This is a genomic window from Ruegeria sp. AF5 (assembly GCF_056541905.1).
Genome location: NZ_JBQFYZ010000011.1, coordinates 97,667 through 112,670 on the forward strand (window position 1 = coordinate 97,667; position 15,004 = coordinate 112,670).

14 protein-coding genes are annotated in these 15,004 nt (G+C 55.8%); 7 read left to right on the plus strand and 7 right to left on the minus strand.

Annotated elements, in window-relative coordinates; translation table 11 throughout:
* Positions 1-26 precede the first annotated feature (26 nt).
* Positions 27-1,766 (minus strand): type I secretion system permease/ATPase, encoded by a 1,740-nt coding sequence (locus ACR0DS_RS15205; RefSeq protein WP_480484348.1) that lies wholly within the window; start codon positions 1,764-1,766, stop codon positions 27-29.
* Between the two features lie 389 nt (positions 1,767-2,155).
* On the opposite strand from ACR0DS_RS15205, the gene ACR0DS_RS15210 reads away from it, so the two are divergent.
* The 7 genes from ACR0DS_RS15210 to ACR0DS_RS15240 all read left to right on the plus strand — a co-directional run bounded on the left by ACR0DS_RS15210 (position 2,156) and on the right by ACR0DS_RS15240 (position 9,532).
* On the plus strand, positions 2,156-2,932 hold the full coding sequence (locus ACR0DS_RS15210; RefSeq protein ID WP_480488680.1) for a FadR/GntR family transcriptional regulator: 777 nt from the start codon (positions 2,156-2,158) through the stop codon (positions 2,930-2,932).
* Positions 2,925-4,076, plus strand: a complete 1,152-nt coding sequence (locus ACR0DS_RS15215; RefSeq protein WP_480488678.1) for an aminotransferase class I/II-fold pyridoxal phosphate-dependent enzyme — start codon at positions 2,925-2,927, stop codon at positions 4,074-4,076. Before ACR0DS_RS15210 ends, ACR0DS_RS15215 begins: the two co-directional genes overlap by 8 nt.
* A gap of 35 nt (positions 4,077-4,111) precedes the next feature.
* Positions 4,112-5,371 carry an ABC transporter substrate-binding protein gene (locus ACR0DS_RS15220; protein WP_480616815.1) on the plus strand — a complete coding sequence of 420 codons (1,260 nt, stop codon included), beginning with the start codon at positions 4,112-4,114 and terminating at the stop codon, positions 5,369-5,371.
* A gap of 68 nt (positions 5,372-5,439) precedes the next feature.
* Positions 5,440-6,303: a carbohydrate ABC transporter permease gene (locus ACR0DS_RS15225; protein ID WP_480544128.1), complete on the plus strand. Its 864-nt coding sequence runs from the start codon at positions 5,440-5,442 to the stop codon at positions 6,301-6,303.
* A gap of 10 nt (positions 6,304-6,313) precedes the next feature.
* Positions 6,314-7,156, plus strand: a complete 843-nt coding sequence (locus tag ACR0DS_RS15230; protein WP_480477286.1) for a carbohydrate ABC transporter permease — start codon at positions 6,314-6,316, stop codon at positions 7,154-7,156.
* Positions 7,157-7,167: 11 nt separating this feature from the next.
* A complete protein-coding gene (locus tag ACR0DS_RS15235) occupies positions 7,168-8,235 on the plus strand; it encodes an ABC transporter ATP-binding protein (RefSeq protein ID WP_480616817.1) in 1,068 nt (355 codons plus the stop codon).
* A 67-nt stretch (positions 8,236-8,302) separates the two neighbouring features.
* On the plus strand, positions 8,303-9,532 hold the full coding sequence (locus tag ACR0DS_RS15240; protein WP_480616819.1) for an AGE family epimerase/isomerase: 1,230 nt from the start codon (positions 8,303-8,305) through the stop codon (positions 9,530-9,532).
* A gap of 144 nt (positions 9,533-9,676) precedes the next feature.
* Here ACR0DS_RS15240 and ACR0DS_RS15245 read toward each other — a convergent pair whose 3' ends face one another.
* From ACR0DS_RS15245 to ACR0DS_RS15270, 6 genes are all read right to left on the minus strand, one after another.
* On the minus strand, positions 9,677-10,732 hold the full coding sequence (locus ACR0DS_RS15245; RefSeq protein ID WP_480616821.1) for an aldolase/citrate lyase family protein: 1,056 nt from the start codon (positions 10,730-10,732) through the stop codon (positions 9,677-9,679).
* A 12-nt stretch (positions 10,733-10,744) separates the two neighbouring features.
* A complete protein-coding gene (gene hpaH, locus ACR0DS_RS15250) occupies positions 10,745-11,545 on the minus strand; it encodes a 2-oxo-hept-4-ene-1,7-dioate hydratase (protein ID WP_480484354.1) in 801 nt (266 codons plus the stop codon).
* The gene (locus tag ACR0DS_RS15255; protein ID WP_480616823.1) at positions 11,542-12,396 is read right to left on the minus strand and encodes a fumarylacetoacetate hydrolase family protein; all 855 of its coding nucleotides are present in this window, start codon (positions 12,394-12,396) and stop codon (positions 11,542-11,544) included. The genes hpaH and ACR0DS_RS15255 overlap by 4 nt, the downstream gene beginning before the upstream one ends.
* Positions 12,396-13,868 carry an NAD-dependent succinate-semialdehyde dehydrogenase gene (locus ACR0DS_RS15260; RefSeq protein WP_480539677.1) on the minus strand — a complete coding sequence of 491 codons (1,473 nt, stop codon included), beginning with the start codon at positions 13,866-13,868 and terminating at the stop codon, positions 12,396-12,398. Before ACR0DS_RS15260 ends, ACR0DS_RS15255 begins: the two co-directional genes overlap by 1 nt.
* Before the next feature lie 93 nt (positions 13,869-13,961).
* Entirely contained in the window at positions 13,962-14,813 is an 852-nt protein-coding gene (gene hpaD / locus ACR0DS_RS15265; protein WP_480488665.1) for a 3,4-dihydroxyphenylacetate 2,3-dioxygenase, read from the minus strand.
* Between the two features lie 51 nt (positions 14,814-14,864).
* A partial coding sequence (locus ACR0DS_RS15270) for an aldehyde dehydrogenase family protein (protein WP_480616827.1) occupies positions 14,865-15,004 on the minus strand: 140 nt, incomplete at its 5' end.

Below are 15,004 nucleotides of genomic sequence, written 5' to 3' on the forward strand. Positions count from 1 at the left end.
CTGCTTCTTGGTCGTCTTTTTTGCCATTATTCACCTACGGGGCTAAGCTTGCGCTTAATCGCGCCCGCGTTCTGCACCATTGCGCTGAGAACCTCGTCACGACTGCCGAACCTGACCACTTGTCCTTTTTCGACAACGGCCAGATCGTCACATTCCGAAATGGCCTGCGGGCGGTGTGTCATGATGATGGCGGCTTTGCCTGCCGCCTTGAGCCCCCTCACGGCCGCGTTCAAGGCTTCGGTGCCATCCGCGTCCAGTGCCGAGTTTGGTTCGTCGAGAATAAGCAGAACAGGGTCGCCATAGAGGGCGCGGGCCAGAGCGATGCGCTGTTTCTGCCCGCCTGACAACTGACTGTCATTGCCTTCAAGGAAGGTACCATAACCTTTCTCCAAAGACAGGATCAGGTCGTGCGCATTGGCTTTCTTGGCTGCGGCCACCACCGCTTCGGAATCCGGGTTTTCTGACATCCGGGCGATGTTCTCGGCCACGGTCCCGTTAAACAGGGTAACCTGCTGCGGCAAATATCCGATATGGCTGCCCAGATCGTTGGAGTCATATTGATCCAGAGTGGCACCACCCAGTCGAATTTCACCGGCTGCCGGATTCCAAAGCCCCAGCAACGCCTTGGCCAGTGTCGTCTTTCCCGATCCGCTTTTGCCGATGACACCCAGCGCCTTGCCCGGTTGCAGCTTCAGATTCACGTTCCGCAACGTTGGCGTTGTTGCCCCGGGGGGAATGACAGTCAGCGATTTGGCTTCCAACTGCGCTTTCGGGATGGGCAAGCGAATCCGCTGCTCTTCGGGAGGGGTCTGATCCAAAAACCGGCTTAGGGAAGTCCAGGCCGTTCGCGCACGTTCGATCATGCCCCATTGGCCGACCGCTTGTTCGACCGGGGCGAGGGCCCGACCCAAAAGGATTGAACCCGCGATCATCGCGCCCGGTGTCATTTCGTTTTGCAAAACCAGCCACGCGCCCAAGGCAAGCATTGCAGATTGAAGAAACAGTCGTAACGACTTGGTCAAAGACGTAAAACTGCCTGTCCAGTCGCTGGCCGAAATGGTTTGGCGCAAGGCATTCGAACGCTGGTCCAACCACCGCTTTGTCACGTCCGCCTGCATACCCTGTGAGCGCACAACCTCTGCCGCTTGTCTCGCATGTTCCGCAAAGGCGTTTGCCCGCGCTGCTGCAGTTTGTGCTTCAGCGACTTTTCTGCTGGTCAGAGCCTGATTGAGCAGTGCAATCACGACAAGCAGAACACCGCTTGCCACGGCCAGCCAGCCCAGCAAGGGATGAAACAGGAAAATCGCACCCAGAAAAACAGGCGTCCATGGAATATCCATCACCGCCAGCAGAACGGGGGATGAGCACAGGTTTCGAATGGATTCCAAATCACGCAAGGCCGTTGCCGGGGCAGATCGTATTTGCGGCAAAAGTGAACGCCGCAGCGTTGCTTCGAAGACGCGCTCATCCAACTGTGACTGGAACCGTGCGCCGAACCGGGCCACGATGCGTCCGCGGGCAAAATCCAGCATCGCCATCAGCGCATAAAGCAACGCCACCAACAAAAACAGCGCTGTCAGTGTTTCCACTGCACGCGAGCCCAATACCCGGTCATACACCTGCAACATGAACAATGGGCCAGTCAGCATAAGCAGGTTCACAAAAATGCTGAACAAGAACGCCAAAGCAAGGAACGCGATCCCCTGATTGCGCACATTGCGCAGTTCATGCCGGGGGGCCGCAGATACGCGGTGTTCAGGTTTCAATGTTTTAAATCCATATTATCCGGAGATGCGCCCCCGCATTTAAAAAGTTAGATCAGCCTTGCCAAGTTTGCACATCTTTTTTTGGGCAAGAAACCGCGGGTCCCTAGCGTAAAGAAGCACTATTCAGCCGTAGCTGACAAAAATCTAACGGCAATTACAGGCGCCGCTGGGCGGGCGTTTCAGGATTACGGCAAATCGGGCGGAATACAGCAAATAGACGGACGCGCGAAGACCGCAGCCCGCCAACAAGCCGCAGGCGATTAAGGTTGCATTGATCCCGCCGCGAAATGACCGAGACCGGATTTTTCGACTTCAACTGTAAGGATGACAAGCTTTTTTTAATGTCGGACATTATTGTTTATTTTGTCCTACATTAAATGTAAAAGTGAATGAAATACGAATCGGAGAAGCCGCGCGTGGTCAAAAGAACGCCCCCAAAGGAAAAAGCTGAGAGTGTCGGCAACACCTTGAAGGTGCTACCGGCTGGCAGCAGCGGCCGGGACGTTCTGGAGGCTCTCTCTGGAATGATCGAAGTGGAAGGATTGAAAGTAGGGGATCGCCTGCCGCCAGAGATCGAAATTGCAAATCAGCTTGGGATCGGACGGGCGAAGGTTCGCGAGGCCCTGACAAGTTGGCAGAATATGGGCATCGTTGTACGGAACAAGAAAGCCGGGACGCGATTGGCGGCCGAGGTATCTGCCAATACGATCCATCTCCCACTCACGCTGAAGCTCGAAGCCGAAAGCCTTTTGCGAACACACGCCGTGCGCCGGCCACTGGAAATCGAGGCAGCAAGGTTGGCAGCACTGAATTGCTCAGACGCGCAGCGGCTTTTGATTTCGGCCCGCGTTGCAGAGCTCATAGCTGTTCATTCTGCAGGTGAGGATTGGCGGCCGGCCGATTACCGGTTTCACGCGGCACTGCATGAAGCGTGCGGAAATCCACTTTTCGGGCAGTTGATCCGGCAAATTCAAAAAGCTTTTCACGAAGTATATGACACGCCCTTCGGTCAACCACACTTGGGGCAGGCCTCAATTCCAATACATGCGCCGCTGGCCGAAGCAGTTGTCTCCGGCCGTGCAGACGAAGCCGCAAGTATTATCGGCGCGATCATGGACATGGTCGAAGCAGAAGTCCTAGAAATCATGGAAAGCCAGAATGTCTGACTACGAAGACCTTTCGACGCGTCTTGCAGCAACCTTCCCGGATGCGGCTGGTTCGGTCACGCCGCCGATCGTTCAAACGTCACTGTTCACCTTCGACAATTACCAAAGTTTTGAAGACCGGATGGCCGGAAGATCAGAAACGGCCATCTACACGCGCGTGGAAAACCCGACCGTCGCCGCGTTTGAAACGCTTATGGCTGAAGCCGAGCAAGGTCAGGCAGCCGTTGCATTTGCTTCCGGGATGGCGGCCATTTCCTCAACGCTGCTGGCATTTGTCAAACCCGGTGACCGGATTGCCTGCGTCGAACATGTCTATCCGGATTCATTCCGGTTCATGGAGCGCATCCTGCGCCCGTTCGGGGTGCATATCGACTACCATGCGCCGGAGCGTTTCGAGAACGACCCCGATCTGCTTGCCGATGTAACGGTGGCTTATCTGGAGAGCCCCGGATCGATCATTTTTGAGGCGATGGATCTACGTCGCGTCGCAGAGCATGCCAGACGCCACAATGTGTTGACGATGATTGATAATTCATGGGCAAGCCCGGTGTTCCAACGCCCCCTCGCATTGGGCATCGACATCGTCATCCACTCGGCCTCGAAATATATTTCGGGGCACTCGGACACGGTTGCGGGCGTGGTGGTTGCCTCCCGGGACCATATCGCCCGCATCCGTGATCTGACACTTCCTTTGCTTGGGGCCAAACTGGCACCTTTTGAAGCCTTCCTGCTGACGCGCGGCCTGCGCACGCTGAACGCACGCATGATGCAGCATCAAGCAACGGCCAACACGTTTGTTGATCGCCTGGCCACTGTTCCGCAGGTCAGGCTGGTCAACTCACCCGGTGCCAACGACGTGCCCGGGTTGACCGGGCGGTCCGGTCTTATGTCGGTTGAGTTTGATGACAGTGTCGACATCGCAAAACTTTCTGATGCCTTGAACCTTTTCCGCCTCGGTGTGAGCTGGGGGGGCTTCGAAAGTCTGATCCTGCCTGCGCGCGTCGGGCTTGCTCAGGCTGGTGAACAAAACTCAATGCAGAAATTTGGGGTCTCACCCAATCTGGTGCGCCTGAGTTTGGGGCTCGAGTCGGCAGAAGATCTATGGGCCGATTTTGCTTCGGCTCTCGCCGAAAGCGCGGCTTAGAACCGTTCGCTCAAAAAAACCAACAGGAGGAAAACATGAAGAAACTACTAACTGGAATGACGGCTGCGGCCGTGTTCATGGGTTCGGCATCTTATGCCGAGACCACACTGAAACTGGTCGAGGTTATTACAAGCCCCGAGCGTACAGAGGTGCTTCAGGGGCTGATTGATGAGTTTGAAGCCAATAACCCAGACGTCACTGTCGAGATTGTATCGCTACCCTGGGGCAACGCGTTCGAAAAGCTGGCAACAATGGTGGCAGGAGGCGACATCCCGGATGTGGTTGAAATGCCCGACACCTGGCAGGCCCTCTATGCCGGGTCCGATCAGCTGGTCAGTCTCAAGGATCATGTCGCCGGATGGGAACACGGGGCTTCGCTGACTGACAAGACAGTCGCCATGGGCAGCCAGGCGGGTGACCTTTATATGATCCCGTACGGCTTCTACCTGCGGGCGATGTTCTACAACAAGAAACTGCTGGCCGAAGCGGGTATCGACACTCCCCCGACTACGATGGAGGAGTTCAAGGCAGCCTCGGCCGCAGTGTCCGAGCTTGAGGGCAAGTATGGATACTGTTTGCGCGGTGGTCCCGGTGGAACAAATGGCTGGATCATGTTCGCCGCAGCCATGAACGGCACCAACGAGTTTTTCACAAAAGACGGTGTCAGCCGCATCAACGAGCCCGGCTCGGTCGAAGGCATCCAGTTCATGATCGACATGTATCAGAACGGATATGCGCCCAAGGACGCCGTCAGTTGGGGCTTTAACGAGATTGTGGCTGGTTTTTATTCCGGCACCTGTGCGTTCCTCGATCAGGACCCGGATGCACTGATCGCTATTGCCGAGCGGATGCCTGCCGAAGATTTCGCGGTCATTCCGATGCCTGTTGGACCTTCGGGCAAAGCTTTCCCGACCATTGGGTTCGCAGGCTGGTCGATCTTCAATGCAACTGAACATGAAGACGAAGCCTTTGATCTGGTTGCGGCCCTGTCGACGCCCAAAGCCAACGCCACGTGGGCAAAGCGTGTTGGCGTCATTCCGATCCACAAAGGCGCCGATCAGGATCCTCATTTCCAGACCGAGCAATTCAAAGGCTGGTTCGAAGAACTGAACGGTGAGCAATATGTGCCGACAACAATGCCAACCAACCTGGAGCAGTGGGGCTATTTTGGCAGCACACTTCTGCTGGAAACCAGTCAGGAAGCCCTGTTGGGGCAGCGCAGCGCGCAGGACGTCGCGGATGAGTGGGCCGAGTTTCTCACTGTTGAGCACGCCAAGTGGAAGGCAAAACAGTGATTTCGCGCATTCAGAAAACTGTCAGGCCCGGGGAAACCCGGGCACGACGCTCGCTCTACCTGCAATACATGGTCGAGCCTTTTTTCTATTTGTCGCCCGCAATTCTTTTGATCGGTGCGGTGATCATGGTTCCGCTAATCATCGGAATCTCATATTCGTTCCAATCCATTGAGCTGTTAAAGCCTTTTGCGTCTGGTTGGATCGGGTTTGAAAACTACGTTGACCTGTGGCGAGACCGCAAGTTCTGGATCGCGATGGAGAACACGCTGTTCTGGACCTTTTGGTCGATAACGTTCCAGTTTCTGCTTGGCCTTGGCCTTGCCATGCTTTTGAATACGCAGTTCTATGGAAAGAAACTTTTTCAGGCGCTTGTTTTCCTACCCTGGGCTGTCCCGACCTTCCTTTCTGCGCTGACATGGGCGTGGCTCTTTAACCCTGTCATCGGCCCGCTACCGCATTGGCTGGCCGCCCTTGGCATTCTGTCAGAGCCCTACAATATCCTTGGTGATCCCAAGCTTGCCATATGGGGCCCGATCACTGCAAATATCTGGTTCGGCGTTCCTTTCTTTGCGATCACACTGCTGGCGGCTTTGCAATCGATACCCGGTGAGCTTTATGAGGCCGCAGAAGTCGATGGCGCGACCCCCTGGCAGACTTTCACCAAGATCACGTTGCCGTTCCTTGCTCCGATGATCGCGATCACCGTGATGCTGAGGACGATCTGGATCGCCAATTTCGCCGACCTGATCTATGTGATGACCGGCGGCGGGCCTGCCAATTCGACGCAAATCCTGTCGACCTACATATTCACCACCGCTTTTCGCAAATTGGACTTCGGCTACGCGTCAACCATTGCTGTGGCGCTGTTGCTGATCCTTCTGATTTACGCCGTTATCCTGCTCTGGCTTCGCAAGAAGCTGGTCAAGATTTGAGGAGTTGACCATGTCAGCTGTCAGGAAACCCAACCCCCTGCTGGTTGTGGGTAAATACGCGGCACTTGCGTTCTATCTGATCTTTGCGTTGTTCCCGCTTTATTGGTTGCTCAAGATCGGGTTGACGCCGGACGCACTGATCTTTTCAGAGGGCACCCGCCTGTTTCCAAGCGAGGTGACCTTTTCAAACTTCAAAACGGTTATCTTTCAGACCGATTTTGTGGCCTATTTCCGGAACTCTCTTGTGGTGTCGCTGGGCGCGGCGTTCTTTACGACCTTGTTCGCGGCTGGGGCGGGTTATGCCTTTTCCCGCTTCGTTTTTGCGGGCAAACGCATCATCATCGCCTTGATGCTGGTCACCCAGATGTTCCCGCTGCTGATGATCATCGCACCCATCTACAAGATCATCGCGGACCTGGGGCTGCTGAATTCGCTGACAAGCCTTATCGTGGTCTACACTGCGTTCAACATCCCCTTTGCAACATTCCTGATGCAGTCATTTTTTGATGGCATACCCAAAGATCTGGAAGATGCGGCGATGATGGATGGCTGTACACGGTTTCAGGCGCTGCGCAAAGTGGTGTTCCCGCTGACATTGCCCGGGTTAGGGGCGACGCTTGGGTTTGTCTTTACTGCCGCGTGGTCCGAGCTCTTGTTTGCGTTGATGCTGATCTCGAAGAACGACGCGATGACATTCCCGGTTGGCTTGTTGACATTTGTTTCCAAATTCTCGGTCGATTGGGGGCAAATGATGGCGGCTGGCGTGCTGGCTCTGATCCCAAGTTGCCTCTTTTTCATCTTCATTCAACGCTATCTCGTGCAGGGCCTCACGTCCGGCGCGGTCAAAGGATAGGAGGCCAGATCATGGCACGTATCGAACTTCGTGATGTTGCAAAACGCTATGGATCCGTCGAGGTCCTGCGCAACATCAATCTTGAAATTCAGGATGGTGAGTTCATCGTTCTGGTCGGCCCGTCAGGCTGCGGCAAATCCACTTTGCTGCGCATGGTTGCTGGTCTTGAACCGATATCAAGCGGCGACTTTCTGATCGATGGCGAGCGTATGAACGATGTGAGGCCAAGGGACCGGGACATCGCGATGGTGTTCCAATCCTACGCTCTCTATCCGCATATGGATGTCGCTCGGAACATGGGTTTCTCGATGGAAATCCGCAAAGCTCCGGTGGCTGAACGCATATCAAAGGTCGCCCAGGCGGCAGAGACGCTGGGGTTGACCAAATTGACGGATCGCTTGCCCAAGGCCCTTTCAGGAGGTCAACGTCAGCGGGTTGCCATGGGGCGGGCCATCATCCGAGACCCACGTGCATTTCTGTTTGACGAGCCATTGTCAAACCTTGACGCGGCTTTGCGGGTCGAGATGCGGCTGGAGATTGCGCGGCTGCATCAAAAGCTCAGCGCGACCATGATCTACGTGACCCATGATCAGGTCGAAGCGTTGACGCTGGCAGATCGGATCGTTGTTCTGAACGCAGGCGATATCCAGCAAGTCGGCAGTCCGCTCGAGCTTTATGAAAGGCCGGCCAACAAATTTGTTGCCCAGTTTATCGGCTCACCCACCATGAATGTTGTGCCTGTATTGGGAACCGAAACAGGTGTGAATGTCGGGAATGGGGTTGAAATCAGGATACTCGATCAACCCCTTACCGCTCAGGCGAAAGAACTGGGTGTAAGGCCGGAACATATCGATGTTGTGGACAACGGCACCGGTGACCTGTCGGCCGTGGCGGATGTTGTGGAACATCTGGGGTCGGACACGAACATCTACGTCAATGCCGAGGGGATCGGCCCCATGATGGTGCGCAAGCATGGCAATATCCCGGTGAAATCCGGGGATCGCCTTGGTTTGCGCATTCAAGCGCAGAATGCACATCTGTTTGCTTCGGATGGTACAGCGTTGAGACGGGCTTGCTGAGATGGTGGATAATTTGGAAGATCGGGCTTCGCCGCATGCGATAAAACTCCATCCGCGGGATCTTTAGATGAACGATAACCAGTTATTGCTGCCGGGGTCGCAGTCCGAAGCCGGGTTTTGGGTTGAAACGTCAAGACATCGCGATTGGTTGATGAATCAGGCCATGCGGCAACTTACGTTCTTCAGCGCGAGCTGCCGGGATGAGCCCGGGTTCTATACACTTGGTCACGATGGCCGCCCGTTGCCCGGCAAGCTGCAGGAGCTGCACACGACGACCCGGTTGGTTCATTCTTATGCATTAGGACTTCTGTCCGGTTTTCAAGGTGCTGAACGGATCATTGATCACGGCATGATATATCTCGAAAGGCATCACCGAGATCGCGACCACGGCGGATATCTCTGGGCGTTGGATGGGGATCAGATTAAGGATGACCGCAAGCTTGCCTATGGGCACGTCTTTGTCCTTCTTGCCTCGGCAAGTGCGAAACTGGCGGGTCACCCGGATGCAGACAAGCTAATGACAGATGTCCAAAGTGTTCTGGAAAAACACTTCTGGGACGAAGAAGCAGGCCTGTTTCGCGATGAATGGAACAGGGATTGGACGCCGTTTTCCACATATCGCGGAATGAATGCGAATATGCACGGCGTTGAGGCAATGCTGGCCGCCTTTGAAGCCACAGGAGACGAAATCTTCCTGTCCCGCGCCGGTCGCATTCTGGACTTCTTCATTGGCAAAATTGCACCCGGTGAAAACTGGCGGCTTCCCGAACACTATTCGTCTGATTGGCAGATCAACCGGGATTATGCGGGTGACCCGATGTTCAGACCTTACGGAACAACGCCGGGGCATTCGTTCGAATTGGGTCGGCTTCAGCTTCAGCATTGGGATTTGTCAGGCCGAACGAACCCCAATGCTCCGTACAGGGCGCGCCGCTTGATTGCGCAGGCTTTGAATGATGCGTGGCTGCCTGGCGGCGGGTTGGCCTATACTCTTGATTTTGATGGTCGCGTTGCCAATGCTTCGCGGTTCTGGTGGCCCATCACCGAAGCCATAGGGGCGGTTGCCGCTCTGATCGCGCTAGACAGAAGGCCAGAAGACGAGGAGTGGTACAGAAAGCTCTGGACCTATGCGAGTGAAACACTTGTGGATCATCGACATGGCGGCTGGTTTCCAGCAGTGGATGGGGCAGGGGCTGTAGTGACATCTATTTTTGACGGCAAGCCGGACATCTACCACTCGTTGCAAGCCTGTCTGTTTCCGCTGTCAGGACGTTTGTCGAGGATGATGCCGCTTTAGGTTTGGAAAATCCTCAGTTGCGGCTTGTCTTACCCGAGTAAGAATCCGGTGCAGGGTCTTGTCGAATACCCGCAGACTACAAATCGTAGCCTGCGGCGGTGTCCGAATGTCAGGAGGTCGCTCGGTTGCCCCTGCATTCCAGTGTTATGCACTCCAATCAACCTTGAACTCTTCGCGAAATGCAAAGCGTTTCAAGTGGTCTTCTATGACTACTTTCCAGGAGTTCAAATCGCCACGTGGGCCGACTGAAGCAACTATGTCCAGCCCCTCGTCCGTCGCTTTCATCGCGACCGCACACCCGTTTTCAAATGAAACTTTCCCTTCAGTTACATCAAATTCTACTTGCCCCTTGTAGGACCAGTGCTTGCATAACTGCTGAAGATACTTGCTGGCCACATCTGTTGGCGCATTTCCTGACGCGCTCTGGTCCGGCAACATTTCCAACGCAGTTTCAGCCGCCCCGCGCATAGCCTTCGCAAAAAGTGTTACGTCGATATTCGTGGCCAGGAACGTAACCCCAAGATCCACGCACTTGCGCTGCATCACAGGGTCCAACGTCAGGATGCCCGCTGCCTTGCCCGCGGCCACGATCCGTTTCAACGCGTCCAAAACCGCTTCGACCACGTCGGTGTGGCCAGCATTGCCGATGTGGCCCATATCCGCGGCCAAATCTGACGGACCGATAAATACGCCGTCGACATCTGTGGTCAGAATGTCATCCAGTGCATCCAGGCCAAGGCGGTTTTCCACCTGAACCAACAGGCAAATCTGGTCACCTGCCGTTGTGAGGTAATCCGGAATCGCCGCAAAACGCGAAGCTCGCGCCAGAGCAGACCCAACGCCTCGAACTCCATGTGGGGGATATTGCACCGCGCGCACCAACTCCCGCGCTTGATCGCCGCTTTCAACCATTGGCACCAATATGCTTTGGATGCCAGCATCGAGATATTGCTTGATCATCCAGGTCTCGCCAATTGGCAGGCGCGCTACCGGTTGGCTACCTGTGCCTTCGATGACCCTCACTTGCTCAAGGATAGACCGCAGATCGTTCGGGGCATGTTCCCCGTCAACAAGCAGCCAGTCAAATCTGGATGTGGCGGCGATTTCGGCGGCATATGCATTGGCCATCCCAATCCAACATCCGATCTGGGGTTTTCCGGCTTTCAGTGCGGCCTTGAAGGGGTTTGTTGGCGCGGGCATTAAGGTGCTCCTTCAATCAAATTTGATATCGACCGAGCCGAAGGGTCCGAAATCGGCGTGAATTTCTGTGCTTGGCGGGCATTCGACGGGGCGAATGAAGCTGCCCGACAGGATCACTTGTCCGGGTTCAATACTTTGTCCGTATTGCGCCATGCGCCGGGCCAGCCAGACAACACTTTCAACAGGATCATTCAATACGCCGGCCCCAAGGCCGGTTTCCTCAATCTCACCGTTGCGGAAGGTCAAGGCACCAACCCAGCGCAGGTCGAATTCGTCAATCGCGTGGCGCTCTGTACCCAGCACAATCCCTGCATTGGCGGCATTGTCGCTGATCGTGTCAAAGACGGTTCTGGCCTTGCCGGTCTCGGGGTCCTGACGCTGAATACGTGTGTCCAGAATTTCAATCGCCGGTGAGACGTAGTCCGTGGCGGATACGATGTCGTCGCGGCTGACATTCTCGCCACCGACGGCGGATTTCATGATAAAGGCGATTTCAGCCTCGATCCGGGGCTGGATGAACCGGCCCGCAGGGACCATACCACCGTTTTCAAACGCCATATCATCAAACAGGATGCCGCTGTCGGGAATATCGATGTTCAGCGCATATTGCATCGCTTTCGATGTCAGACCGATTTTCCACCCGATGACCTTGCGCCCCTCGGCCAGCTTCTGGCGATAGATGGCGTTCTGCACCTCATAAGCGTCGTCCATACCCATCTGGGGGTGGCGCAGGCTCAGCAGACCGATCTGGTCGCCGGTGCGTTCGGCCTGAAGCAGGTCGGCTGCTGCGCGGGCATGCTCTTCGGGTGTCATGCCTTCTCATCCTCGACTGTGTTGCGCAGGGTGCCGATACCTCCGACAGAAACCTCGACCACGTCACCCGGTGCAAGATATTTTGGCGGGTCAAAGCGCGCGCCCGCACCGGTGGGGGTGCCGGTTACGATAAGGTCACCCGGCTTCAGGGTCATGAAGGTCGAGATATACTCGATCTCGCGCCGGATCGGGAACATCATGCGGTCGAGGGTGTCGTCCTGACGCAACTCACCATTGACGTGGGTTTGAATGCGGGCGTCATCCAATTGCGCCGGGTCGGTGAAGGGCACCAGCCAAGGGCCGATCGACCCTGAATTGTCCCAGTTCTTGCCCTGAGTTACGTTGAACTTGGCATGGCGCACCCAATCGCGGATCGTGCCTTCGTTGCACAGCGTCAACGCGGCGATGTGCTCATAGGCTTCGTCCTGCGATATCCGGCGACCCGCCTTGCCGATTACAATGGCCACTTCGCCCTCGTAATCCAGCGTGTGGTTTTCCGGCGGACGGATCAGCGGGCGGTTGTGGCCGGTAAAGCCGCTGGCAAAGCGGGGGAACAGCGACATATATTCCGGTTGCGCGCTGCCATCCTTGTATTCCGCATTTCTGTCCGGAAAGTTCACGCCGACGCACAGAATGCGACGTGCATCCGGCATCACCATTTCATAGGTGAAATCGGAATGGGTCACAGGCTTACCCTCGGCCGCCGCAGCCAACCGGCTAAACTCACCCGCAGCGATGACCTCATACAGGCTGGAAAACTCGGGGAAATCACCGTTCAGGGCAATCGCACCATCATCGGTAATCGCGCCAAAGAAGGTATCCCCTTCGGCGGTATAAGTAGCAAAGCGCATTAAGCCTCCTCGGCGGTGTCGATGCCGCCCATGCACAGGTATTTGAGTTCCATGAAGTCATCCAGCCCATGGCGCGAGCCTTCACGGCCCAGACCAGACATCTTAACCCCGCCAAACGGAGCTTCCGCAGTCGAGATCAGGCCGGTGTTGATTCCGACCATGCCATATTCCAGCTTCTCGGAAACTCGCCAAACGCGAGCCAGGTCGCGGGAATAGAAATATGAGGCAAGGCCAAACTCGGTGTTATTTGCCGCAGCGACGACTTCGCTTTCGGTGTTGAACTTAAAAAGGGGTGCAACCGGGCCAAACGTCTCTTCGGTCGCGACCGCCATCTCCGAAGTAACACCGGTCAAAATGGTTGGTTCAAAGAATGTGCCACCCATGTCGTGTGACTTGCCGCCCAGAATGACTTCGGCACCTTTCGAGGTCGCATCAGCGATGTGTTCGGCAACCTTGTCGACAGCCGCCTGATCGATCAGCGGACCAAATATGATACCTTCGTCAAAGCCATTACCAGTGGGCAAAGTCGCTACTTTGTCGCGCAGCTTGGCGGCAAAGGAATCGTAGACACCGGCCTGCACGTAAATGCGGTTGGCACAAACGCAGGTCTGACCATTATTTCGAAACTTGGCGATCACCGCTCCTTCCACAGCGGCGTCCAGATCAGCATCATCGAATACAATGAAGGGCGCATTGCCACCCAGCTCCAACCCCAGTTTTTTGATCGTTGGCGCGCATTGCGCATATAGAAGCGTTCCGATCTCGGTCGAACCGGTAAAGGTCAGCTTCTGCACTGTCGGGTTCCCGGTCATCTCGCCGCCAATGCCACGGGCTGAGCCGGTGACGACCGAGAACAGCCCCGCAGGCAGGCCCGCTCTTTCGGCCAGAACCGCCAACGCGATAGCTGAGAATGGAGTCTGGCTGGCCGGTTTCAGAACCATGGAGCAGCCCGCCGCCAGAGCAGGGCCAGCCTTGCGCGTGATCATAGCGTTTGGGAAATTCCACGGCGTAATCGCGGCTACAACCCCGATGGGTTGTTTGATCGTCAGGATGCGTTTGTCTGGCGCGTGGCCTGGGGTGACATCACCATAGGCGCGGCGGGCCTCTTCTGCGAACCACTCAATGAAGCTGGCACCATAGGCGATCTCACCTTTGGCTTCGGCCAGTGGCTTGCCCTGCTCAGCTGTCAGGATGGCGCCCAGATCGTTCTGGTTCTCCATCATCAGTTCGTACCAGCGACGCAGAATTTGACTACGCGTTTTGGCGGTGCGTTTAGCCCACTCATGGCGCGCGGTCTCGGCAGCAGCAATAGCTTCGGCGGTTTCGGCGGCGCCCAGATTGGGAACATGACCAATAACTTCGCCGGTGGCAGGGTTGGTGACGGCAAGGCCGTTGGCCGGGTCAGCTTCAATCCAGCGTGTACCTACAAGGGCAGCCTCTCGCAGCAAACCGGGGTCTTTCAAAGGAAACATTTGGGGACCTGCATCAGTTCGAATTAGATAGATCAACGGCTTGCCCCGCCAAAAGGCACCAGGGGCAAGCAATCGGAATGGAAACCGCGATCCTCAGACCGGGAATATGACGTTAGTCTGACCGGTGCCCGAGGACGGGAAATACTCGGTCACAACCTCGCATTTCTTGTCGTAAGCGTCCCAGCCGAGTGCGCCGTATAGCATCGCGGTATCATGCATCGAACCTTCACCGCAGCAGAAGTTGGCATAGTCACCCAGCATCTTGAGGAACGTAGCGTGATCGCCGTTTTTCCACATTTCCAGCACGTGCAGATCCATCTGGCGATTGAATTCTGAGCTGATTGTGAAAGTGCCGTTATTGGCGGCATAGTCCTTGTTGGCCCAGATCTTGTGCGACAGCGAACCCGACGCAACCAACAGCACCTTTTCGTCGCTGGCCTCGACTGCTTCGCGGATTGCCTCGCCGACGATACGGCTCTCATCATGAGCGTGCACGGTGCACCACGCACCGATCGACACCACTTTCATTTCGTGTTCACGGCTCATGAACCGCATCGGCACCAGCGTGCCGTATTCCACCTCAAGGCTGTCCAGGTGATGGGCCAACGTATAAGCACCCTTTTCGGTCGCAATCCGCGCAATCGCATCACCCAATTCGGGGTTGCCCTCATATTTATAGGGCAGGTCCTGAATGAACTGCGGGAATTCATTCGACGTGAATAGACCCTCAAAATGGTCGTTGGCGTTTATGTGAAAGCCCGCGTTCAACACCCAATGCGTATCACAGATGACAACCGTTGTTGCGCCCAGTTCCTTGGCGCGACGAGCAATCTCCCGGTGGCCATCAATAGCCGGTTGACGCTTGCCTTTGATCGGTCCTTCCTGCTCGGACATGAGCAGGGTAGGCACGTGAGTCATTTTGGCGGCAAGTACGATTTCTCCCATGGTCTCCTCCTGGAGTTAGAGTTTCTTCGCGCGTATTTCGAGTGCAGTCGGTTACAGTTTCCCCAGCTGCATGATGTTGTGATTTCCGGTTGCGAAGCCGACGTGTTTTTGTTCCATGTAGAACTCGAAGCTCCAGTTGCCGCCGTCGCGGCCGATACCGGATGCTTTGACGCCGCCGAACGGGGTGGGCA

Coding starts and splice junctions, on each gene's coding strand:
- ACR0DS_RS15210 (WP_480488680.1), top strand. CDS start 2,156: ATGAAATACGAATCGGAGAAGCCGCGCGTGGTCAAAAGAACGCCCCCA.
- ACR0DS_RS15215 (WP_480488678.1), top strand. CDS start 2,925: ATGTCTGACTACGAAGACCTTTCGACGCGTCTTGCAGCAACCTTCCCG.
- ACR0DS_RS15220 (WP_480616815.1), top strand. CDS start 4,112: ATGAAGAAACTACTAACTGGAATGACGGCTGCGGCCGTGTTCATGGGT.
- ACR0DS_RS15225 (WP_480544128.1), top strand. CDS start 5,440: ATGGTCGAGCCTTTTTTCTATTTGTCGCCCGCAATTCTTTTGATCGGT.
- ACR0DS_RS15230 (WP_480477286.1), top strand. CDS start 6,314: ATGTCAGCTGTCAGGAAACCCAACCCCCTGCTGGTTGTGGGTAAATAC.
- ACR0DS_RS15235 (WP_480616817.1), top strand. CDS start 7,168: ATGGCACGTATCGAACTTCGTGATGTTGCAAAACGCTATGGATCCGTC.
- ACR0DS_RS15240 (WP_480616819.1), top strand. CDS start 8,303: ATGAACGATAACCAGTTATTGCTGCCGGGGTCGCAGTCCGAAGCCGGG.
- ACR0DS_RS15245 (WP_480616821.1), bottom strand. CDS start 10,732: ATGCCCGCGCCAACAAACCCCTTCAAGGCCGCACTGAAAGCCGGAAAA.
- hpaH (WP_480484354.1), bottom strand. CDS start 11,545: ATGACACCCGAAGAGCATGCCCGCGCAGCAGCCGACCTGCTTCAGGCC.
- ACR0DS_RS15255 (WP_480616823.1), bottom strand. CDS start 12,396: ATGCGCTTTGCTACTTATACCGCCGAAGGGGATACCTTCTTTGGCGCG.
- ACR0DS_RS15260 (WP_480539677.1), bottom strand. CDS start 13,868: ATGTTTCCTTTGAAAGACCCCGGTTTGCTGCGAGAGGCTGCCCTTGTA.
- hpaD (WP_480488665.1), bottom strand. CDS start 14,813: ATGGGAGAAATCGTACTTGCCGCCAAAATGACTCACGTGCCTACCCTG.